At 64.3% G+C, this 20,992-nt stretch carries 18 protein-coding genes; 2 read left to right on the top strand and 16 right to left on the bottom strand.

What is annotated here, in order from left to right:
* Positions 1 to 175: 175 nt before the first annotated feature.
* Positions 176 to 1,132: a LysR family transcriptional regulator gene (locus A985_RS0122500; RefSeq protein ID WP_017235636.1), complete on the bottom strand. Its 957-nt coding sequence runs from the start codon at positions 1,130 to 1,132 to the stop codon at positions 176 to 178.
* A gap of 145 nt (positions 1,133 to 1,277) precedes the next feature.
* Complete coding sequence (locus A985_RS0122495) at positions 1,278 to 3,182, bottom strand: ABC transporter ATP-binding protein/permease (RefSeq protein ID WP_017235635.1); 1,905 nt, start codon at positions 3,180 to 3,182, stop codon at positions 1,278 to 1,280.
* Positions 3,183 to 3,394: 212 nt separating this feature from the next.
* Between A985_RS0122495 and A985_RS0122490 the strand changes: the two genes are divergently transcribed.
* Positions 3,395 to 3,814, top strand: a complete 420-nt coding sequence (locus A985_RS0122490) for an acyl-CoA thioesterase (protein WP_017235634.1) — start codon at positions 3,395 to 3,397, stop codon at positions 3,812 to 3,814.
* 100 nt (positions 3,815 to 3,914) lie between these two features.
* On the opposite strand, the gene A985_RS0122485 is transcribed toward A985_RS0122490, so the two are convergent.
* The 11 genes from A985_RS0122485 to A985_RS0122435 all read right to left on the bottom strand — a co-directional run bounded on the left by A985_RS0122485 (position 3,915) and on the right by A985_RS0122435 (position 17,531).
* Positions 3,915 to 4,682, bottom strand: coding sequence for an enoyl-CoA hydratase (locus A985_RS0122485; RefSeq protein WP_017235633.1), 768 nt, complete (start codon positions 4,680 to 4,682; stop codon positions 3,915 to 3,917).
* Positions 4,683 to 4,852: 170 nt separating this feature from the next.
* The gene (locus A985_RS0122480; protein ID WP_017235632.1) at positions 4,853 to 6,052 is read right to left on the bottom strand and encodes an acetyl-CoA C-acyltransferase; all 1,200 of its coding nucleotides are present in this window, start codon (positions 6,050 to 6,052) and stop codon (positions 4,853 to 4,855) included.
* A gap of 17 nt (positions 6,053 to 6,069) precedes the next feature.
* Positions 6,070 to 8,514 carry a 3-hydroxyacyl-CoA dehydrogenase/enoyl-CoA hydratase family protein gene (locus tag A985_RS0122475; protein WP_017235631.1) on the bottom strand — a complete coding sequence of 815 codons (2,445 nt, stop codon included), beginning with the start codon at positions 8,512 to 8,514 and terminating at the stop codon, positions 6,070 to 6,072.
* Between the two features lie 17 nt (positions 8,515 to 8,531).
* Positions 8,532 to 10,319 (bottom strand): acyl-CoA dehydrogenase C-terminal domain-containing protein, encoded by a 1,788-nt coding sequence (locus A985_RS0122470; protein WP_017235630.1) that lies wholly within the window; start codon positions 10,317 to 10,319, stop codon positions 8,532 to 8,534.
* A gap of 48 nt (positions 10,320 to 10,367) precedes the next feature.
* Positions 10,368 to 10,961 carry a TetR/AcrR family transcriptional regulator gene (locus tag A985_RS0122465; protein WP_017235629.1) on the bottom strand — a complete coding sequence of 198 codons (594 nt, stop codon included), beginning with the start codon at positions 10,959 to 10,961 and terminating at the stop codon, positions 10,368 to 10,370.
* A 211-nt stretch (positions 10,962 to 11,172) separates the two neighbouring features.
* Positions 11,173 to 12,330: a cardiolipin synthase ClsB gene (gene clsB / locus A985_RS0122460; protein ID WP_017235628.1), complete on the bottom strand. Its 1,158-nt coding sequence runs from the start codon at positions 12,328 to 12,330 to the stop codon at positions 11,173 to 11,175.
* Positions 12,331 to 12,348: 18 nt separating this feature from the next.
* Positions 12,349 to 12,813 (bottom strand): dihydroneopterin triphosphate diphosphatase, encoded by a 465-nt coding sequence (gene nudB, locus A985_RS0122455; RefSeq protein ID WP_017235627.1) that lies wholly within the window; start codon positions 12,811 to 12,813, stop codon positions 12,349 to 12,351.
* Positions 12,814 to 12,988: 175 nt separating this feature from the next.
* Complete coding sequence (gene aspS, locus A985_RS0122450; RefSeq protein WP_017235626.1) at positions 12,989 to 14,791, bottom strand: aspartate--tRNA ligase; 1,803 nt, start codon at positions 14,789 to 14,791, stop codon at positions 12,989 to 12,991.
* A gap of 47 nt (positions 14,792 to 14,838) precedes the next feature.
* A complete protein-coding gene (locus A985_RS0122445) occupies positions 14,839 to 15,483 on the bottom strand; it encodes a DUF502 domain-containing protein (RefSeq protein WP_017235625.1) in 645 nt (214 codons plus the stop codon).
* Between the two features lie 102 nt (positions 15,484 to 15,585).
* Positions 15,586 to 15,927 carry an FmdB family zinc ribbon protein gene (locus A985_RS0122440; RefSeq protein WP_017235624.1) on the bottom strand — a complete coding sequence of 114 codons (342 nt, stop codon included), beginning with the start codon at positions 15,925 to 15,927 and terminating at the stop codon, positions 15,586 to 15,588.
* Between the two features lie 158 nt (positions 15,928 to 16,085).
* Entirely contained in the window at positions 16,086 to 17,531 is a 1,446-nt protein-coding gene (locus A985_RS0122435) for a sodium:solute symporter family protein (protein ID WP_017235623.1), read from the bottom strand.
* Between the two features lie 144 nt (positions 17,532 to 17,675).
* Between A985_RS0122435 and A985_RS28385 the strand changes: the two genes are divergently transcribed.
* Positions 17,676 to 17,837: a hypothetical protein gene (locus tag A985_RS28385; RefSeq protein WP_157211558.1), complete on the top strand. Its 162-nt coding sequence runs from the start codon at positions 17,676 to 17,678 to the stop codon at positions 17,835 to 17,837.
* A gap of 68 nt (positions 17,838 to 17,905) precedes the next feature.
* Here the strand turns inward: A985_RS28385 and A985_RS0122430 are convergent, their stop codons facing one another.
* From A985_RS0122430 to A985_RS26695, 3 genes are read right to left on the bottom strand one after another with little or no spacing between them, the layout of a single operon-like run.
* On the bottom strand, positions 17,906 to 18,604 hold the full coding sequence (locus tag A985_RS0122430) for a methyltransferase domain-containing protein (RefSeq protein WP_017235622.1): 699 nt from the start codon (positions 18,602 to 18,604) through the stop codon (positions 17,906 to 17,908).
* A 14-nt stretch (positions 18,605 to 18,618) separates the two neighbouring features.
* The gene (ubiB, locus tag A985_RS0122425) at positions 18,619 to 20,184 is read right to left on the bottom strand and encodes a ubiquinone biosynthesis regulatory protein kinase UbiB (protein ID WP_017235621.1); all 1,566 of its coding nucleotides are present in this window, start codon (positions 20,182 to 20,184) and stop codon (positions 18,619 to 18,621) included.
* A gap of 3 nt (positions 20,185 to 20,187) precedes the next feature.
* Positions 20,188 to 20,823 (bottom strand): SCP2 domain-containing protein, encoded by a 636-nt coding sequence (locus A985_RS26695; RefSeq protein WP_039830728.1) that lies wholly within the window; start codon positions 20,821 to 20,823, stop codon positions 20,188 to 20,190.
* Positions 20,824 to 20,992 lie beyond the last annotated feature (169 nt).

Genomic DNA, 20,992 nt, shown 5'->3' with positions numbered 1-20,992 from the left:
CACATACCGTGCTTGCGACACGAATGGCTGGCACTTTACCGAGAACCCCCGAGAACAATCCAATGCCGAATAAACATGCAACTATGCATTTCATGCATAGTTTTGCCGCCCGTCTGAAATTATCCCGACATTCCGCGAATCGACGCGCATCGCGCCGATCCGGCACGCACGCCGGTCAGCCTTTGATCTGATCGCGCACGGCTTGCCAGAACGCCTCGAGCGCATCGCGCTTGGTCAGCTCGCGCCGGTTGCTGGCGTCGGTATAGGCCAGACGGTCGCGATACAGGCGAATCTCCATGTCCAGATGCCATGGGGCCGCCGCCTTGCCCGGGGGCGCGAGATCGACCAACTCGCCGCGCGCGACCGAATCGACCACGGCGCTTTCCGGCAGAAAGGCCACACCGTGTCCGGCGAGCACCATGGCCTTGAGCGCCTCGGCCATGTCGGTCTCGTACACCTTGTCCAGATGCAGCCGGCTCGACGCGTCGCCGGCGAGCAGATCGGTCATCCGGCCGAGATAGGCATTCGCCGTGTAGGCGAGGTAGGGCACCGGCGCGTCGGGCGTGCCGGGCAGCTTGAAGCGGGCGCGCTTTTGCGGCGTCGGGGCGCTGTAGGGGCTGAACCGCTCGCTGCCGAGCACGATCATCTCGTAGCGCGCCGCATCGAGTTGCAAGGGCTGGCTCGGATGGTAGTAGCACATCAGGAGATCGCAGCCTCCATCGGTCAGCGACATCGCCGCGTCGTGCACGTTGAGCGCACGCAAACGGCTGCGCAACAGGCCCAGACGCTTCTCCAGCGCCTTGAGCCATCGCGGGAAGAACGTCATCGACAGCGTGTGCGGCACGGCGAAATCGAGCACCGAATGGTCGGCCGAGCGCTGTTCGCGCAGCAAGGCGCGCGCCTCCTGCGCTTGCGAGAGCAATGCCAGCGCCTGCTCGTAGAACACTTCGCCGGCCGCGGTGAGGCGCGTGGGATAGCTCGATCGGTCGATCAGTTCACTGCCAAGCCACGCTTCGAGCGACTGAATCCGGCGCGAGAACGCCGGCTGCGTCACATGGCGCAACTCGGCCGAACGACTGAAACTGTTCGTCTTGGCGAGCGACACGAAGTCCTCGAGCCATTTGATTTCCATGCGGCACTCCCGCGTCGGCGATGTCAGCGCGCTAGTCTACTCAATCGTCCGGCCGGCGCACAGACCCGCGTCCGCGCCAGTCGTCCAACTGCCCAACGGCTCAACCGTCCTGCCTTCCGCCCGACGGCCGAGTTGCCAAGCGCCCTCAGGACACCACCGTGGCGAAGTGCGACGCCTCGGCATCGCCCTCCCCGTCGCGACGCTGCTGTTGCAACGCCCACATCTGCGCGTAGAGTCCTTCGGCACGCAGCAGGTCGTCGTGCGTGCCACGCTCCACGATGCGGCCCTTGTCGAGCACGATGATCTGCGCGGCGTGCACGACCGTCGAGAGGCGGTGCGCGATGACAAGCGTCGTGCGTTCACGGGCGATGTTGCGCAATTCCGCCTGAATCGCCTGCTCGGAGCGCGAGTCCAGCGCCGAGGTCGCCTCGTCGAAAATCAGGATATGCGGATTCTTGAGAAGGGTGCGCGCAATCGCCACGCGCTGCTTCTCGCCGCCGGAGAGCTTGAGCCCGCGCTCGCCGACCATCGATTCATAGCCGGCCGGCAGGCTCTCGATGAAGTCGTGGATATGCGCCGCACGGGCCGCGGCGATGACCTGCTCGCGCGACGCCGACGGATTGCCGTACGCGATGTTGTAGTAGATCGTGTCGTTGAACAGCACAGTGTCCTGCGGCACGATACCGATGGCCGCGCGCAGCGAGTCCTGCGTGACGTCGCGAATGTCCTGCCCGTCGATGGTGATGCGCCCCGCCGCCGCGCCGGGGAAGCCGACGTCGTAGAAGCGGAACAGCAGGCGTGAGAGTGTCGATTTTCCCGAGCCGCTGTGCCCGACGACAGCCGTGGTCGTGCCCGCCGCCACGGTGAAATCGACGTCGTGCAGAATCTGGCGCGACGCCTCGTACCCGAAATTCACGTGCTCGAAACGCACGGTGCCGCCATGACAGACAAGTGGCGCCGCACCCGGCGGATCGGCAACTTCGCGATTCACGTCGAGCAACGTGAACATGCGATCCATGTCGGTCATCGCCTGTTTGAGTTCGCGATAGATCACGCCGAGGAAATTCAGCGGAATGTAGAGCTGCAGCATGAAGGTGTTGACGAGCACCAGGTCGCCGAGCGTCATGCGGCCACTCATCACGCCTTGGGTGGCATGCCAGAGAATCAGGATGAGTCCGGTCGCGATGATCGCCTGCTGTCCGAAATTCAGCACCGAGAGCGAGTTCTGCGACCGAATCGCCGCGGCGCGATAGCGCTTGAGGTTCTCGTCGTAACGCTGCGTCTCGAACGCCTCGTTGCCGAAATACTTCACCGTCTCGTAGTTGATCAGCGAATCGATGGCGCGCGCGTTGGCTTTCGAGTCGAGTTCGTTCATCGTGCGACGAAAATGCGTGCGCCACTCCGTGACTTTCACCGTGAACACGATGTAGAACGACAGTGCCACGAGCGTGACGATGGCGTAAAACGCGTCGTAGCGCACGACGAAGAAGCCGAGCACGAGCGCCACCTCGATGAGCGTGGGCAGAATGCTGTAGAGCGAGTACGAGATCATCGACTGGATGCCCCGCGTGCCGCGCTCGATGTCGCGACTCATGCCGCCCGTCTGACGCTCCAGGTGAAAGCGCAGCGACAGCGCGTGCAAATGGCGAAACACCTTGAGCGCGATCTGCCGCACCGCACTCTCCGTCACCTTCGAGAACAACATTTCCCGCAGTTCGGTGAAGAGCGACGTGGACAGGCGCACCACCCCATATGCCACGACCAGCAGACCGAGCCCGCCCACGACGATCAGGCTTGCATCGCCCGATGCGCGCGCCGTGGCGGAGAAGGTCGCCACGGGGCCGAGCCCGTCGACGATGTGCTTCATGATGATGGGCACGCCGAGGTTGGCCACCTTCGCCATGACGAGACACGACAGCGCCAGCGTGACGCGTCCGCGGAATTCGAGCAGATACGGGAACAGCGATTTGATGACTTGCCAGTCGCCGCGGGGGGGGCGAGCGGCGTCGGAGGCCGTCGGTGCAGGCTCGGCCGAAGAGTAACGTCTCATGATGGGGAGGGGCGGCGTCCGGCTCGTTCGAGGGCTTTCCGCTAAAATCGTCGATGGCGTATTTTCGCAGAACCCGGCGTCTCATGCTGAGCCGACGCCGGGCGGCTCTCCCGCCCGTGGAAACCCGAAGCAGGACCGGCAGCGGCGTGCCGTCGCCGTCTTTCTCGCGGTTTCCGACTTTCGCAGTCTTCCCGGCTCACGCAAGGATCCTCATGAGTACCTCGACTGCTGCCCTCACGGCCCTGCCCGAAGAAAAAGAACTGGCGTTGCGCGTGCTGCCGATGCCTGCCGACGCCAATGCCCACGGCGACGTATTCGGCGGCTGGATCATGTCGCAGGTCGACATTGCCGGCTCGATCCCCGCCGCACAGCGCGCCAATGGCCGCGTGGCGACCATTGCCGTCAACTCGTTCCTGTTCAAGGAGCCGGTGTTCGTGGGCGACCTGCTGAGCTTTTACGCGACGATCGTGAAGACCGGCAATACGTCGATCACCGTCTACGTCGAGGCGTATGCGCAACGCATGCGCCTGTCGCACGAGATCGTCAAGGTCACCGAGGCGATGGTCACCTACGTGGCGACCGACGAAGATCGCCGTCCGCGCCCGCTGCCCAAGCTCGACACGGCGAGCTGAGCGTCCGCCAACGAAAAAAACGCCGCCGCCTCGCAGAATGAGGCGTGCGGCGTTGATGCGCCTGCTGTGCCGCCGAGTCTTCCCGGCGACGGCGGGGGCGTTATGAAAACTGACTGAAATCCGGCTTACGCTTCTCGAAGAACGCCGTGAACGCCTCACGCGCCTCCGGAGAAACGAGCCGTTTGCCGAACTCCAACGCCTCGTCGCGAATACGCGACTGCACCGCTTGCGCGCTGTCGCCCTTCATCAACTGCTTGGTCACGCGCAGCGACGCCGCCGGCATGGCCGCGAGTTGCGCGGCACGCTTCGCGGCGTAGTCGGCCAGTTCGTCCGCCGGCACAGCACGGTTGACGAAGCCCATCGCAACAGCCTCATTCACGTCGAACGGCTCGCCGAAAAGCAGCTTCTCGGCGGCACGCTGGTAGCCCGCCACGCGCGGCAGCAGCCAGCTCGACGCCGCCTCCGGACACAACGCCAGTTGCGAAAACGGCAGCGAGAAGCGAGCGGTTTGCGTGGCATACACCACATCGCAGTGCAGCAGCAGCGTCGTGCCGACGCCGACCGCATTGCCCGCCACGGCCGCGACAATGGGTTTGGTCGCCCGGCTGATCGCACGCAGGAACTGGAACACGGGGGCGTCGTCGTCCTTCGGCGGGTTTTTCAGGAAGTCTTCGAGATCGTTGCCCGCCGAAAAGGCCTCCGGCTGCCCCTGGATCAGGATCACGCGCAACGACGGATCGGCCTCCGCCTCGGCAATGCCTTCGGCCATTGCCTGATACATCGCGGCGGTAATCGCATTCTTCTTGTGCGCGCGGTTGAAGGTCAGCACCTGCACCGCGCCCTGGCGATGCACCAATACGTCTTCCATCTCGTGTGTCTCCTCGGATGTTCCGGGCCTCTGGCGACGCCGGGTCACTGCCCGCCGTAGATGAGAACGCCGGGGGCGGTCGCGCTGTTGCGAAACCGCACCCCGGCGCCCTGGGCCGTCGTACGCCGCACGTCTGACGATTGCCAGCCGACGGCCTACGGCGCGCCCGCTTACATGCGCTCGAGAATCCCCGCCGCGCCCATGCCGGTCCCCACGCACATGGTCACCATCCCGTACTTCAGGTTGTGACGGCGCAGCGCGTGCACCACGGTCGCGGCGCGGATCGCACCGGTCGCGCCCAGCGGGTGGCCCAGCGCGATGGCGCCGCCCATCGGGTTGACCTTGCGGGTATCGAGATCCAGATCCTTGATGACGGCAAGGGCCTGCGCGGCAAACGCCTCGTTCAGTTCGATCCAGTCCATGTCCTGCTGCGACAGGCCCGCCGCGCGCAGGGCCGCGGGAATCGCCTCCTTCGGACCGATACCCATGATCTCGGGCGGCACGCCGCGCACGGCGAACGACACGAAACGGGCGAGCGGCGTGAGGTTGAACTGCTTGAGAATCTTCTCGCTCACGACGAGCAGCGCGCCGGCACCATCCGACGTCTGCGAACTGTTGCCGGCCGTGACCGACCCCTTGTTCGCGAAGACCGGACGCAGTTTGCCGAGCCCTTCGATCGACGTATCCGGCCGCGGGCCTTCGTCGAGCGACAACGTGCGCGTCTTGATCGACACGTCGCCGGTGGCCAGATTCGGGAAGCGTTCGACGATCTCGATCGGCGTGATTTCGTTCGTGAATTCGCCCGCCTGTTGCGCCTGGATCGCCTTCTGGTGGGAGGCCAGCGCGAAGGCGTCCTGCGCGTCGCGCGTCACGCCCCATTGCTGCGCCACCTTCTCGGCGGTCAGCCCCATGCCGTACGCGATGCCCACGTTCTCGTCGCGCTCGAAGATCGACGGCGAGAGCGACGGCGTGTTGCCCATCATCGGCACCATGCTCATGCTCTCGATACCCCCGGCGAACATTGCGTCGGCTTCGCCCACACGAATGCGGTCCGCCGCCATCGCGAGCGCCGTGAGGCCCGAGGCGCAGAAACGGTTGACGGTCACCCCGCCCACCGTGTTCGGCAGACCCGAGAGCAGCGCGCCGATACGCGCCACGTTCAGGCCCTGCTGGGCTTCGGGAATGGCACAGCCGATGATGGCGTCCTCGATGACCTTAGGATCGAGATCCGGCACCTGCGCGAGCGCACTCTTGAGAATGGTCGCGAGCAGGTCGTCCGGACGCGTGTTCTTGTAGCTGCCCTTGGGTGCCTTGCCGATCGGCGCGCGCGTGGCGGCAACGATGTAGGCGTCTTGCAGTTGTTTGCTCATGTCAGTCTCCGATCGGCTTAGTTGCGCACCGGCTTGCCGGATTGCAGCATGCCCATGATGCGTTCCTGGGTCTTCGACGTGCCCAGCAGGTCGATGAAGGCGCGACGCTCGAGCGCCAGCAGCCATTCTTCGTTCACGAGGCTGCCGGCCTCCACGTCGCCGCCGCAAACGGCTTCGGCGATGCGCGAGGCGATCAGGAAGTCGTGCGCCGAGATGAAGTTGCCGTCTCGCATATTCACGAGCGACGCCTTGATGGTCGAGATCCCCGAGCGACCGGCGACAGGAATGCCAGCCGGCTTGAGCGGCGGACGGTAGCCGGCAATGGCCAGCGCGCGCGCCTCGTTACGGGCGACCGACAGCAGTTCGTGCACGTTGTACACGATGGTGTCCGTCGGCTTCAGATAGCCCATGTCGCGGGCGTCGAGCGCCGAGGCCGAGACCTTCGCCATCGCCGCATTGGTGAACGACTTGGTCACGAACTGGAGATACTGCACGCTGCCCGCGGCACTCGCGGCTTCCGCTGCGCGGATCGCCGCTTCCTTCAGGCCGCCGCCGCCCGGCACCAGCCCGACACCGACTTCCACGAGACCGATGTAGCTCTCGAGCGCCGCCACGCGCTTCGCGCTATGCAGCAACAGCTCGCACCCGCCGCCCAGCGCAATACCGGAGACGGCCGAGACGACGGGCACCTGCGCGTACTTCACACGCATCATGCCGTCCTGGAACTTCTTGATGAACGGCTCGATACCCTTCGCCCCGCCCATCATGAACGCGGGCATGGCCGCTTCGAGATCGGCGCCGGCAGAGAACGGACCACCCGGCGCACCGAGTTTGAGCGAGGTGGGCTGCCATACGACCACACCGCGATAGTGCTGCTCGGCCAGATCGATCGCGCGGGTCAGCCCGTCGATGACGGCCGGCCCGATGGTGTTCATCTTCGACTTGAACGAGACGATAAGCACGTCGTCCTGCCCCGGGGTCTCGTCGACCCACAGGCGCACAGCGTCGTTCTCCTCGATGGTCTTGCCGAACTTGCGCGGGTCGGCGCTGGCGTCGCCCACGAGCGAGGCCGGGAAAACCTGACGCTGATACACCGGCAGCGTGCTGCGCGCAACGAACGCGTCCTTGGCCGGTGCATACGAGCCATTCGCCGTGTGCACACCGCCCGCCTCGGCGACCTTGCCGCTCGTCACCCACTTGGGCAGCGGCGCGCTCGAGAGCGCCTGACCGGCGTCGATGTCTTCCTGCACCCACTGCGCAATGTCCTTCCAGCCCGCAGCTTGCCAGTCCTCGAACGGACCGGTGCTCCAGCCGAAGCCCCAGCGAATCGCGAAGTCGATTTCACGTGCGTTGTCGGCGATCTGCTCGAGATACACACCGATGTAATGGAACACATCGCGGAACACCGCCCACAGAAACTGGGCTTGCGGGTTCGTCGATTCGCGCAGCAGACGCAGACGCTCGGCCGGCGCTTTCTTCAGAATGCGCACGACCATCTCGTCGGCCTTCTTGCCCGACTCGACATACTCACCCGATTGCGGGTCGAGCACCTTGATGACCTTGCCTTCCTTCTTGTAGAAACCCGCGCCCGTCTTCTGACCCAGCGCGCCCTTTTCTACGAGTGCCTTGAGCACCGGCGGCGTGGCATACGTCGGGGCGAACGGGTCGTCCTTGAGGCCGTCCTGCATCGTCTTGATCACGTGCGCCATCGTGTCCAGACCGACCACGTCGGCCGTGCGGAACGTGGCCGACTTGGCACGACCCAGCTTGCTGCCGGTCAGGTCATCGACCACATCGAACGGAATGCCATACTTCTGCGCTTCGGCGAACACCGCCAGAATCGAGAACACGCCCACGCGGTTGGCGATGAAGTTCGGCGTATCCTTCGCGCGCACCACGCCCTTGCCGAGCGTGGACGTGAGGAACGTTTCGAGTTGGTCGAGAATCTCCGGCGCCGTGGTGGCGGTCGGGATCAATTCGACCAGATGCATATAGCGCGGGGGATTGAAGAAGTGCACGCCGCAGAAGCGCGACTTCAGATCGGCATCGAAGCCTTCCGAGAGTTCAGTGATCGACAGGCCCGACGTATTCGACGCGAAAATTGCGTGCTTGGCCAGATGCGGCGCGACCTTCTTGTACAGGTCATGCTTCCAGTCCATGCGCTCGGCGATCGCTTCGATCACCACGTCGCAGCCGGCGAGGGTTGCAAGGTCGTCCTCGTAATTCGCCGCTTCGATGTATTGGGCGTCGGCCTTGTCGGCGAACGGCGCGGGGCTCAGCTTCTTCAGGCCGTCGATGGCACGCAGGACGATGCCATTCTTCGGGCCTTCCTTGGCCGGCAGATCGAACAGCACGACGGGCACTTTCGCATTGACGAGGTGCGCGGCAATCTGCGCACCCATCACGCCGGCGCCCAGCACAGCGACCTTGCGTACGACCAGGGGTTTGTTGGTTTGGCTCACGGTGATCTCCTCCGCTCTCAGAACAGGTCGACGTCGACTTCCATCAGCGTCTTCGCACCGGCACGGGCCATGCGGATTTGCGACGCGGTCTCCGGCAGCAACTTGGCGAAATAGAAACGCGCCGTGGCGAGCTTCGATTCGTAGAACTTGTCGCCGCTGCCTTGCTTGTCAAGCGCGATGCGCGCCATGCGTGCCCAGAAGTAAGCGAACACGAGATGCCCGACCACGCGCTGATACGGCACCGAGGCGGCGCCCACTTCGTCTGGATTGGCCATGGCCTTCATGCCGATTTCCATCGTCAGCTTCTGCACCTTGTCGCCGATGTCCGCGAGGGGATTGACGAACTCCTGCATTTCTTCCCTCGTGCCTTCGGCCTCGACGAAGTCCTGCACGAGCTTGCCGAACTTCTTGAGCTTCGCCCCCATGTCGCCGAGCACCTTGCGGCCCAGCAGGTCGAGCGCCTGAATCGAGTTCGTGCCCTCGTAGATCATGTTGATGCGTGCGTCGCGCACATACTGCTCCATGCCCCACTCGGAGATGAAGCCGTGGCCGCCGTAAATCTGCATCGCATGGTTGGTGCACTCGAACGCGTTGTCGGTCAGGAAGGCCTTGATGATCGGCGTGAGCAGCGCGACCAGATCGGCGGCTTCCCGACGCTCGGCTTCGTCACCGTGCGACAGCTCCTTGTCGATGTGCAGCGCGGTCCAGTAAGAGAACGCGCGACCGCCTTCCACATAGGCTTTCTGCGTGAGCAGCATGCGGCGCACGTCCGGATGCACGATGATCGGATCCGCCGGCTTGTCCGGCGCCTTCGGGCCGGTGAGCGAGCGCATCTGAATGCGCTCCTTCGCGTACACCAACGAGTTCTGGTAGGCGACTTCCGTCAGGCCCATGCCCTGCATGCCCACGCCCTGACGCGCGGCGTTCATCATCACGAACATGGCATTCAGGCCCTTGTTCGGTTCGCCAACGAGCCAGCCGCGCGCGCCGTCGAGGTTCATCACGCAGGTGGCATTGCCGTGAATGCCCATCTTGTGCTCGATCGAGCCGCACTTGATGCCGTTGCGCTCACCCGGTGCGCCATTCGCGTCGGGGATGAACTTCGGCACAACGAACAGCGAGATACCCTTCGTTCCCGGCGGCGCGTCCGGCAGGCGGGCCAGCACAAGGTGGACGATGTTGGCGGCCATGTCGTGCTCGCCGGCGGAGATGAAGATCTTGGTGCCGGAGATGGCGTACGAGCCGTCGCCATTCGGCTCGGCCTTCGTGCGCAGCATGCCCAGGTCGGTGCCGCAGTGCGGCTCGGTCAGGCACATCGTACCGGTCCATTCGCCCGATACGATCTTCGGCAGATAGGTGGATTGCTGCTCAGGCGTGCCATGCGCATGCAGGCACTCGTAAGCGCCGTGCGACAGGCCGGGATACATCGTCCAGGCCTGGTTGGCGGAGTTGAGCATTTCATACAGGGCGTTGTTGACGACCTGCGGCAGCCCTTGGCCTCCGAACGCGGGGTCGCACGCCAGCGAGGGCCAGCCGGCCTCGACGTATTGCCGATAGGCCTGCTTGAAGCCGGTCGGCGTCGTGACGACGCCATCGCCTTCGTACTTGCAACCCTCGCGATCACCCACCTGATTCAGCGGGAAGACGACTTCGCTGCAGAACTTGCCAGCCTCTTCGAGCACCTGGTTGATGGTGTCGGCATCGATGTCCGCGTGTTTCGGCAATGCCTTCAATTCGTTTTCCACGCCCAGCAGTTCGTGCAAAACGAATTGCATGTCGCGCAGCGGCGCGTTGTACTGTCCCATGACCTACTCCTCCGAACAAATCGAATTGAATCGCGGACGGCTCGCGCCTCACCCGCGCTGATAAGACGAAATCAGTTTTTCCAGCGCCACCCGGGTCATCTCGACGGCCCCCGGCTCCCGGAGGAACCGCGCGTCGTGATGCAAGCCAAGTGTCAGGCTGTACATTTCAAAGAGCATCAGACGCGGATCGGTGTCCGCACGCAAATGCCCCTCCTCCTTCGCTTGCGTGATCGCGCGCAGCAGGGCCGATCGCCACAACCGCACGCTCTTCACCAAGGCCTCGCGCACCGGGCTGGCCGCGCGATCGTCGTACTCGACGGCACCGCTGATATAGATACAGCCCGTCGTCACCTCGCGAATGCGCTTGTCCATCCAGCGATCCACCAGCGCCCTGAGTCGCGGCAAGCCGCGCGGGGCTTCCATCCCGGGGGCGAACACCTCGTCCTCGAAACGCCGGTGATATTCGCGCAGCACTTCAATCTGCAAGTCCTCGCGCGAACCGAAATGCGCGAAGACGCCGCTCTTGCTCATCTGCATACGATCAGCCAGCAAGCCGATCGTCAGCCCCTCAAGTCCATCGCGCCCCGCAAGTTCCAGCGCGGCATTCAGGATGGCGGCTCGTGTCTGTTCACCCTTTCGCATATCTTTGGCATCGCTTTGGTTATCCGTTCTCCGATGCTAACCAAAAAATCGAACGGCCGTCCTATTATTGGGGGACACCCATGGGCGAACAAGGAATTTATTAGATCGGAATACCTAATCGGTAGCCGTCGGAGGGCGGGGTTCGGCGACGTCGGCACAGGGCCGAGAGCCATGAGCAACGGCGGATCATCCGTCGGCATCCGCCCGAAAATCAGTCGTATTTGCCGCGCGTGAGGAGCCGCATCGTCAGGCGATAGAGGCGATACGCCATCCACTGGCGGAAGCGCCGCCAGCGCGAGCGTGCGCCGTAGCGGGCGGGGTCGATGAGACGCGCCTCGTCAAAGGCTCGGCGGATGTGATCGCGCAGTTCGATGACCAGCGGATCGTCGAGCACCACCACGTTGGCTTCGTGATTCAGGAACAGCGACAGCGCATCCAGATTGGAGGAGCCGACCGTCGCCCATACGTCGTCGACGACGGCCACCTTGCCATGCAGTTGACGCACGTCGTACTCGCCGATGCGCACGCCGGCATCGAGCAACTTGGCGTAAAGCCAGGGCACCGCGGCATCGAGCAGGCGGAACTCGTTGCGGCCGATCAGCAGATGCACCGCCACGCCGCGTCGGGCCGCCTGCGTCAGTGCACGTCGCAGCCGGCGGCCGGGCACGAAATAGGGATTCGCGAGCCAAACCTCGTGGCGCGCGCGGCCCAGCGCCATCAGGTACGCCTTTTCGACCGCGCGACGATTGTGCAGGTTATCGCGTGCCACGAAGGCTGCCTGACCGGCGTAAGGCGCGTGCAGACGCCCACGTTGCCCGCGGCGCCGATGACGGAACGGCGTCCCCAGATACCCCGGCGCGAGGCGCAGCCACTGAATGTGAAACGCGATGGAGATTTCGGCGACGATGGGACCGCGGCATTGCACGGCAAAGTCCCAGCGCGGATCGTCCATGCGGGTGTCGCCACCGGCGTTGTCGTCGTCGATGATGTTGATGCCGCCGACAAATGCCACCGCGTGATCGACGATGGCCAGCTTGCGGTGCGTGCGCGAGAAACCGAACTTGCCGAACAGCCGCGGATTGTAGATGCGATACGCCACACCGCGCTCGCGCCAATCGGCGAGAAACGGCAGTCGGCGGCTCGTGCCGATGCCGTCGAGGATGACGCGTACCGCAACGCCGCGTTGCGCGGCGCGTTGCAGCGCTGCGGCGACCTGCTGCCCCGCCTCGTCGGCCTCAAAGATATACGTCTCGAGCGCCACGTCGCGGGTGGCGCCATCGATGGCGGCAATGAGCGCTGTGAAGTAGCGCTGACCGAGATAGAGCAGCGTCAGATCGTTATCGCGGGAGAACGGCAGGGACTTGCTCATCGGCGTGCCGTGCCGCGGCTAGCGCACGCGCAACGGCAACTGCCGGATGGCATCGCCGTTCGACGGTGAAAAACAACGCGCGGCGGCCGCTTCCCACGGCAGCCACGCATAGGCGACATGCTCGCGCGGCGAGAGCGTCACGGCGGTGTTCTGCGGCACGCACAAGCCGAACCAGTGTTCCGTATTGCGCGTCACGCCCGGCGCATAACGATGGGCCCAACGCGGATAGATGTTGTACTGAATTTCGTGCTGCCAATCGGTCAGCGCAGCGGCGGGCACCGCAGTTCCGTTTGCCACGCGAATACCGGTCTCCTCGAAGACTTCGCGCACGGCCGTCTCGAGCAGCGGTTCGTCGAGCCGGTCCTTGCTGCCGGTGACCGACTGCCAGAAGTTCTCGGCGTCGGCACGCTCGATGAGCAGAACATCGAGCGCCGGCGTATAGATCACGACGAGCACGGATTCGGGAATCTTGAAGGGTTTCATGCAGGTGGCGATTCGAGAACGGCACCGAAGACCGGCACCGATGACGCATTGTATAGGGCAAACGCCGGGTGTTGCGGCATGCGCGATGCCCCCGAAAAACGAAAACCCCCTCGCCTGACGGCAGAGGGGGTTTTCAGCTTGCGTGCGGGGCCGACGAGCGACCCCGTGAGCCACGTCAGGCCTTGGGCGCTTCCGGCTGGCGCAGACGGATATGCAGGTCGCGCAGTTGACGCTCGTCGACCGATGACGGTGCCTGCGTGAGCAGATCCTGCGCACGTTGCGTCTTCGGGAACGCGATCACGTCGCGGATCGAATCGGCGCCGGCCATCATTGTGATGACGCGGTCGAGACCGAACGCAATGCCCCCGTGCGGCGGCGCGCCGTACTGCAGCGCGTCGAGCAGGAAGCCGAACTTCGCGCGCGCTTCTTCCTCACCGAGATTGAGCGCACGGAACACCTTGCTCTGCACGTCTTCCTGGAAGATACGGACCGAACCGCCGCCGATTTCCCAGCCGTTGAGCACCATATCGTAGGCTTTGGCCAGGCACTTGCCCGGATCGGTCTCGAGGTAGTCGATGTGCTCGTCCTTCGGGCTCGTGAACGGGTGATGGCACGCGACCCAGCGGGCATCTTCCTCGTCGTACTCGAACATCGGGAAGTCGACGACCCACAGCGGACGCCAGCCGGCTTCGAACAGGCCGTGGCTCTTGCCGAATTCCGAGTGACCGATCTTCAGGCGCAGCGCGCCGATGCCGTCGTTCACCACCTTGGCCTTGTCCGCACCGAAGAAAATGATGTCGCCGTCCTGCGCGCCGGTACGCTCGAGAATCGAGGCAACGGCGGCGTCGTGCAGATTCTTCACGATCGGGCTTTGCAGACCGTCGCGGCCCTTGGCCACTTCGTTGACCTTGATCCACGCCAGGCCCTTCGCGCCGTAAATCTTCACGAAATCGGTGTAGGCGTCGATTTCGCTACGCGAGATCTCCGCACCGCCCGGCACGCGCAGCGCAACCACGCGACCGCCTTCGGTCGTGGCCGGCACCGAGAACACCTTGAAGTCCACGTCGCCCATCACGTCGGTCAGCTCGGTGAATTCGAGCTTCACGCGCAGATCGGGCTTGTCGGAGCCGAAGCGACGCATCGCTTCCGCGTACTCCATGACCGGCACCTTGGCATCGAGGTCGACGTCGATGGCTTCCTTGAACACGTGACGAATCATGTTCTCAAACAGATCGCGGATTTCCTGCTCCGTGAGGAACGAGGTTTCGCAGTCGATCTGCGTGAATTCCGGCTGACGGTCAGCGCGCAGGTCTTCGTCGCGGAAGCACTTGGTGATCTGGTAATAGCGGTCGAAGCCGGCCACCATCAAGAGCTGCTTGAAGAGCTGCGGCGACTGCGGCAACGCGAAGAACATGCCGGCGTTCACACGCGAGGGCACCAGATAGTCGCGTGCGCCTTCCGGGGTGCTCTTCGTGAGCATCGGGGTTTCGATGTCGATGAAGCCTTGCGCGTCGAGATATTTGCGCACTTCCATCGCCACCTTGTAGCGCAGGCGCAGGTTGTATTGCATCTGCGGACGACGCAGATCCAGCACGCGATGCGTGAGGCGCGTGGTTTCCGACAGGTTTTCGTCGTCGAGCTGGAACGGGGGCGTGACCGACGGGTTGAGCACTTCGAGCGCGTGGCACAGCACTTCGATCTTGCCGCTCGTCAGGTTGGCGTTCTCGGTGCCCGCCGGACGGCTGCGCACCAGGCCCGTGATCTGCACGCAGAATTCATTGCGCAGGCCTTCGGCGGCCTTGAACATCTCCGCGCGGTCCGGATCGCACACGACCTGCACCAGACCTTCGCGATCGCGCAGGTCGATGAAAATGACCCCGCCGTGATCGCGGCGGCGATTGACCCAGCCACACAGCTTGACCGTTTGGCCCAGTTGTTGCTCGGTCACCAGACCGCAGTAGGAGGTACGCATGGACATTTTGCTGTTCCGATTTTCAAAAAATGACGCCGGCGATTCCCGGTGGCTCAGAGGAGCGGACCGGGACGTTGCTGGCGCGGGTTGTGGGCGGGCGCCACCACGCCCATCGATACGATGTACTTGAGGGCGGCATCGACCGTCATGTCGAGTTCGACCACGTCGCTCGCCCGCATCATCAGGAAGAAACCCGACGTCGGGTTCGGCGTCGTCGGCACATAGACGCTCACGAACTCGCCCTGCAAATGATTGACCACGTCGCCGCCCGGCGCGCCGGTCAGGAAAGCGATGGTCCAGGAATCCGCGTGCGGATATCGCACGAGCAACGCCTTGCGAAACGCGTTGCCGTTGCTCGACAGCAAGGTGTCGGACACCTGCTTGACGCTGCCATACAGCGGTCCAACGATGGGAATGCGCGTCAGGATGGCTTCCCACCAGCCGACCAGCTTCTGGCCGATGAAATTATGCGCCAGAAGGCCAACGACGAACACGAACGCGAGCGTCACCACCACGCCGAAGCCGGGCACGCGCATGCCGATGAGGTGCGACGGCTGCCAGTCGTCCGGCAACAGCAGCAAGGTCTGATCCATCGTGCCGATGATCAGGCCGAGGACCCACAGCGTGATGGCGAGCGGCACCAGCACCAGCAGGCCGGTGAGGAAAATCGTCTTCAACGCGGGTTTTTTAACGCGCATGGCAGGGCTCGCGAAGGTGGGCGGCTATGGGTATGTCAGCAGGCGAATCCGCGTTCCGGCGCATCCGGCCGCCGGGCTCGAACGCGCATCGTTCTGTCTATCTCAGTGGCGGGCGCACCCGCCGCCACAGCTCGCCGCCGGCGCGCTCGACGACTCGCCGCCAGACGACGAGGCCGAAGCGGACGACGTCGCGCTCTCGCCCGACGCCGCTGCCGGCGCCGACGAGGTCGACGCCGCGCCCGAGGCACTCGCGCCGCCCGAACCGCCACGGAAATCGGTCACATACCACCCCGAACCCTTGAGCTGGAACCCGGCCGCAGTCACCTGCTTGCGAAACGTGTCCTTGCCGCATTCCGGGCACTGGGAGAGCGGATCATCGCTCATTTTTTGCAGCACATCCTTGGCGAAACCGCATGTTTCGCAACGATAGGCATAGATAGGCATGGTACTTTCCGACGGAAAAAGGCGCGCAAAGCCTTGAATTATAACCGCTTCACAAGGCTTTCGGGATTTGTCCAGCGACATATGGGGCCGCAACGACCCAAGATCAAGATGGGTCGTTGCCGTAATCCGCGTAGTGAAAGGCTTCCCGGCCTGGGTCGTCAGATCGTCGACGCCTGCGGCTCCCGCGACTGCGCATGCGCTGCGTTGGGTTGGAGGAGCGAGCCAACGACCATGCCGGCGATCGAGGCCGCCAGCCCCGCCAACTGCGCCGGCACCATGGCCTCGGGCGCCAGCCATTCGCACCCGATCCAGACGATCAGGCCGAAGAGCACGGCAAGCGTGCCGCCCAGCGAGCTCGAACGCTTCCAGTAAAGTCCGAACGCCAGCGGCACGAAGCAGCACACGAGCGTGACCTTGTATGCGCTCTCGACCATATGGAAGATCGACGCCGTGGAATTCAGCGCGTACACCAGCACCAGCGCCGTGAAACAGAGCACGACGATACGCATCAGTCGCAGCAGGTGCTTGTCGTCGATACGACCGCGCAGCATCGGGCGGACGATGTTCTCCGCGAACGTCACCGAGGGCGCCAGCAGCGTGGCCGACGCGCAGCTCTTGATGGCCGAGAGGAGCGCGCCGAAGAACATTACTTGCGCCACGACCGGCACACTAGTGAGCACCAACTGCGGCAGAATCTGTTGCGGATCGGTGCCGATGTACTTCTGCACCATCGACGGGGCGATCAGCAGGGCCGAGTAGGCCAGGAAGATGGGGATGAACGTGAAGAAGAAGTACAGCACGCCGCCCGTGACCGAACCGGCGACCGCGACATTCTCCGACTTGGACGACATCACGCGCTGGAACACGTCCTGTTGCGGAATCGAGCCGAACATCATGGTAATGCCCGCGGCAATGAACGCCAGCACTTCGGTTGGGTTCAACTCCGGCAGGAACGCGAACTTGCCGGCCTGAGCCGCGTGTGTGATCACCGCGCTCGCCCCCCCCGGCACCATGCCAGAGACCTGCACAGCGATGTACACAAGCCCCACGACGATGATGATCATCTGGACGAAGTCGGTCACCGCCACCGAGATCATGCCGCCGAGCAGCGTATAGGCCAGCACCGAGACCGCGCCGATCACCATGCCCATGGGCTCGGACATTGCGCCGCCGGACACCGCGTGAAACACGAGTCCCAGCGCCTTGATCTGCGCACCGACCCAGCCGAGGTACGAGATCACGATGGCGATACTCGTCACCACTTCAACCGTACGGTTGTACCTGAGCTTGTAGAAGTCGCCGATCGTCATGAGGTTCATGCGATACAGCTTGCGGGCGAAAAACATGCCGACGAGCACCAGGCACATCGACGAACCGAACGGATCCGAGACCACGCCGCGCAGCCCTTCGCCGAGGAAGGTGGCGGGAATGCCGAGCACCGCTTCTGAGCCGAACCAGGTGGCGAAGACCACGGCGATGACCATGCCGTAGGGCAGGCGACGGCCGGCGACGGTGAAATCCTTGGTATTGCGGACCTTGAGGGCGGCCAACAGCCCGATGGCCACTGAAATGACCCAATACAGTATGACAAACCAGATCAGCATAGCGCGGCCCCCGCCAATCCCCGGGGCGTCGGTCATGGCGTGGCGGCGTCCGTCTTGCGCCCGGTCCGGCCTCAAACGGCCACTGCGCAAGCGAACGATACCGCGCCTTGGGCCGCAGCCTTCCGGGCAACAGAAAATCAGGTCGTGCATGACGGGGCCGATGCGATGGAGCGCTTTTATCTGCCCGCTGTGCCGCCTGGCGAAAAAATTTCGGCCGATTATAGCGGCGCGAGCGCGACGCGGGGAGGAAAAATCGCGACGGCCCGGTTCGATGGCGGCAAATATCGGGAATTGCCTAGCGTCTGAGGTGACGTTGCATGCTGATGGTGCCTGTGCGCAGTCACCGCCGAGACGCCAAAAGGCGTGTTCGACGCTCAGCGCCGGCGCCAGATCATCCAGTGTTCGGCCCCGGCGAAGACCGGCACCGAGTCGTCGACAAGCCGGTCCGCCTCGCAGACGAAGTCCTGACCGAGCAGAGCATCCAGGGCGTCCGGCGCGATGCCGAACGGCGGGCCCTTCAGCGTTTCCTTGAGGAAGAAGAATCCGGCCAGACGTCCACCTTGGGGCAGCAGTTGCGCCATCCGGCGTGCGTAGTCCTGCCAGAGGGTGCGGGGCAAGGCGCAGAGAAACGCCCGCTCGTAGACCACCTCGAGCGCGAACGGCGGCGTATAGGTGAAGAAATCGGCCTGTTCCACGAGCGCCGCGTGTGAACCGAGCCCCGCCTTGGCCGACGCGACGGCGGTCGCCGAGAAGTCGATGGCCCGCACCGGCCAGCCTTGCGTGTCGAGCCACGCGGCCTCATACGCCGAGCCACAGCCCGGGATCAGCGTGGCCCGGGGTGCGCCCTCGCCTGCGACGAAGTCGCGCAGCGCCCTGGGCACCCCGGCCGCATCCCAAGGCATGAAGGCACTCGCGAAACGCTCGTCCCAGAATTCCGCGCGCGACGGATCGCGATGGGAGAAAGTCGGGACGGAAGGTGCGGCAGGCGCGGCGGACGCACCGCCCGTCTCCGGGCGGTCATCTTCTCGAGGGGCGGCAAATGCGACGTAAGGCGTTCGGACGATGGGCACCATAGGCTCCGCTATTTTCAGAATCCGCCGTAGAGCCAGACAAATGCCGTCAACACGCCGATGGCGACGCCGCCCACAAGACAGAACGCGCCCGTCAGCAGCCGATTGGTGCGGCGTTGCTCCTGAAGTAACGCGAGCAGCACGGTGTCGTCCTGCGGACGCGCATGCGCGGCGAGCGCCTGGTGGATGAGCCGCGGCAGTTGCGGCATCGTCTTGCTCCACTGCGGCGCTTCGGCTTTCAGCCGTTCAAGCCAACCGCGCGGGCCGATCTGTTCGGCCATCCACCGTTCGAGGAACGGCTTGGCCGTCTTCCACAAATCCAGATCCGGGTCGAGCTGACGGCCGAGACCTTCGATATTGAGCAGCGTCTTTTGCAACAGCACGAGCTGCGGTTGAATCTCGACGTTGAAGCGGCGCGACGTCTGGAACAGGCGCATGAGCACGAGCCCGAGCGAAATCTCCTTGAGCGGCCGGTCGAAGTAAGGCTCGCAGACGGCGCGAATCGCCCCTTCGAGTTCTTCGACCCGCGTGTCGGCCGGCACCCAGCCCGACTCCAGATGCAGCGATGCCACCCGGTGGTAGTCGCGACGGAAGAACGCGAGGAAGTTCTGCGCGAGGTAATTCTTGTCGAACTCGGACAGCGCGCCGACGATGCCGCAGTCGAGTGCGATATACCGGCCGAACGTCGCCGGGTCGAGACTGACCAGGATATTGCCCGGATGCATGTCGGCGTGGAAGAAGCCGTCGCGCAGGAACTGGGTGAAGAAGATCTCGACGCCCTCGCGCGCAAGCTTCTTGAGGTCGACGCCCGCCTCGCGCAGCACGTCGATCTGGCTGATCGGCACCCCGTGCATGCGCTCCATTACGAGGACGGCGCTGGAACTGAATTCCCAATAGATCTCGGGCACCATCAGCATGCCCGAGTCGATGAAGTTGCGACGAAGTTGCGCGGCGTTGGCGGCCTCGCGCATCAGGTCGAGTTCGTCGTGCAGATACTTGTCGAACTCGGCGACCACCTCACGCGGCTTCAACCGCTTGCCGTCTGGCCACAACCGCTCGACCCAACCGGCGAGATCGCGCATGAGCGCCAGATCGCTGTCGATCACGTTGAGCATATTCGGGCGCAATACCTTGACCGCGACTTCTTTGCCGGCGTGCTCGCCATCGCGAACCCGGGCGAAGTGCACCTGCGCAATCGAGGCGCTCGCGACCGGCATGCGCTCGAATTCCACGAAGACGTCTTCGAGCGGGTGACCCAGCGACTTCTCGATGCTCGCGCGGGCAACTGCCGGATCAAACGGCGGCACCTGATCCTGGAGACGCGCCAGTTCCTGCGCGATATCGGGCGGCATCAGATCACGGCGCGTCGAGAGCACTTGTCCGAACTTCACGAAAATCGGTCCCAGCGATTCAAGCGCGAGGCGCAAACGTTCGCCGCGCGGCGCTTTGAGCCCACTGCGCCCGAACGACAACACGCGCAGCAGCCCGCGTGCGATGGGATGAGGAATGCTCGAGAGCACCAGTTCGTCGAGCCCGTAGCGGTAGCTGACGAAAAAGATCTTGATCAGACGCAGGAGGCGCATCGTTCAGCGACCTCCCAGGGGGCGGGATACCGAGGCGGCTGCCGCATCGCGCCCGGCCGTCTGGCGTTCGAGCTTCTCCAGGCGCTTTTCCAGCCGCGCGAGATCGTCGCGCAGCGTGCCGATGCCGCTGCGCATCGCATCGAGGCGCCCACGCCCGACCAGCAGCGGGTTCTCCTCCACGAGGTAATCGGCGAGCGAGCGCGCCAGCGTGCCGCCGGTGCGGCGTGCGCCGGCCACCGCCGCCTTGCCGGTTTCGGTCACCCGGTGTGCCGCCGCGTCGCCGATCACCTTGCTCAGGTCTTCGGCCACCTCCCAGCGCAGATGCTGGGCCAGATAGGAGACCGTGTTGGCAAACTCGGCATCGCCCTCGATCTTGACGTGTCGCATGACAGCCGCCTGACCGCCGCCCGCGAAGTCGGCGAGCGCCGCCGGCGGCACCGCGATGCTGACGTCGCAAGACAGGTTGGCATCGGCGGCGACCAGATAGCCGTCGTCGCCCACGCGCAGACGCAGGTCGATGGCCGACATCGCCAGCCGGGCAGACGCCCCGATGTGATGGCGCAGACGGTCGCGCGCCCACGGTTCGCGGGCAAGCAAGTGGTTCACGGTGGCGGCAAAGGCTTTGGCGGCTACGGTCATGAGCTTGGCGGTCGGCCGGCGATGCGCGCCGGTCGTACCGAAAGACGCCGCCCGGCAACGATCGGCGGACGGCAAAAAAAAGAGCCCGCGCTTTAGACGCGGGCTCTCATTGTAAGGCAGGTTACGGCAAAACCGTCGTGCGCTTAGCTAGCCTGTTGAATCCCGGCGA

The sequence above is a fragment of the Pandoraea sp. B-6 genome (assembly GCF_000282835.1).
Taxonomy (GTDB): Bacteria; Pseudomonadota; Gammaproteobacteria; order Burkholderiales; family Burkholderiaceae; genus Pandoraea; species Pandoraea cepalis.
The sequence above is the reverse complement of the archived record's forward strand: the minus strand, read 5'-3'. Positions and strand labels throughout refer to the sequence as shown.

Coding starts and splice junctions, on each gene's coding strand:
- A985_RS0122500 (WP_017235636.1), bottom strand. CDS start 1,132: ATGGAAATCAAATGGCTCGAGGACTTCGTGTCGCTCGCCAAGACGAAC.
- A985_RS0122495 (WP_017235635.1), bottom strand. CDS start 3,182: ATGAGACGTTACTCTTCGGCCGAGCCTGCACCGACGGCCTCCGACGCC.
- A985_RS0122490 (WP_017235634.1), top strand. CDS start 3,395: ATGAGTACCTCGACTGCTGCCCTCACGGCCCTGCCCGAAGAAAAAGAA.
- A985_RS0122485 (WP_017235633.1), bottom strand. CDS start 4,682: ATGGAAGACGTATTGGTGCATCGCCAGGGCGCGGTGCAGGTGCTGACC.
- A985_RS0122480 (WP_017235632.1), bottom strand. CDS start 6,052: ATGAGCAAACAACTGCAAGACGCCTACATCGTTGCCGCCACGCGCGCG.
- A985_RS0122470 (WP_017235630.1), bottom strand. CDS start 10,319: ATGGGACAGTACAACGCGCCGCTGCGCGACATGCAATTCGTTTTGCAC.
- A985_RS0122465 (WP_017235629.1), bottom strand. CDS start 10,961: ATGCGAAAGGGTGAACAGACACGAGCCGCCATCCTGAATGCCGCGCTG.
- clsB (WP_017235628.1), bottom strand. CDS start 12,330: ATGAGCAAGTCCCTGCCGTTCTCCCGCGATAACGATCTGACGCTGCTC.
- nudB (WP_017235627.1), bottom strand. CDS start 12,813: ATGAAACCCTTCAAGATTCCCGAATCCGTGCTCGTCGTGATCTATACG.
- aspS (WP_017235626.1), bottom strand. CDS start 14,791: ATGTCCATGCGTACCTCCTACTGCGGTCTGGTGACCGAGCAACAACTG.
- A985_RS0122445 (WP_017235625.1), bottom strand. CDS start 15,483: ATGCGCGTTAAAAAACCCGCGTTGAAGACGATTTTCCTCACCGGCCTG.
- A985_RS0122440 (WP_017235624.1), bottom strand. CDS start 15,927: ATGCCTATCTATGCCTATCGTTGCGAAACATGCGGTTTCGCCAAGGAT.
- A985_RS0122435 (WP_017235623.1), bottom strand. CDS start 17,531: ATGCTGATCTGGTTTGTCATACTGTATTGGGTCATTTCAGTGGCCATC.
- A985_RS0122430 (WP_017235622.1), bottom strand. CDS start 18,604: ATGGTGCCCATCGTCCGAACGCCTTACGTCGCATTTGCCGCCCCTCGA.
- ubiB (WP_017235621.1), bottom strand. CDS start 20,184: ATGCGCCTCCTGCGTCTGATCAAGATCTTTTTCGTCAGCTACCGCTAC.
- A985_RS26695 (WP_039830728.1), bottom strand. CDS start 20,823: ATGACCGTAGCCGCCAAAGCCTTTGCCGCCACCGTGAACCACTTGCTT.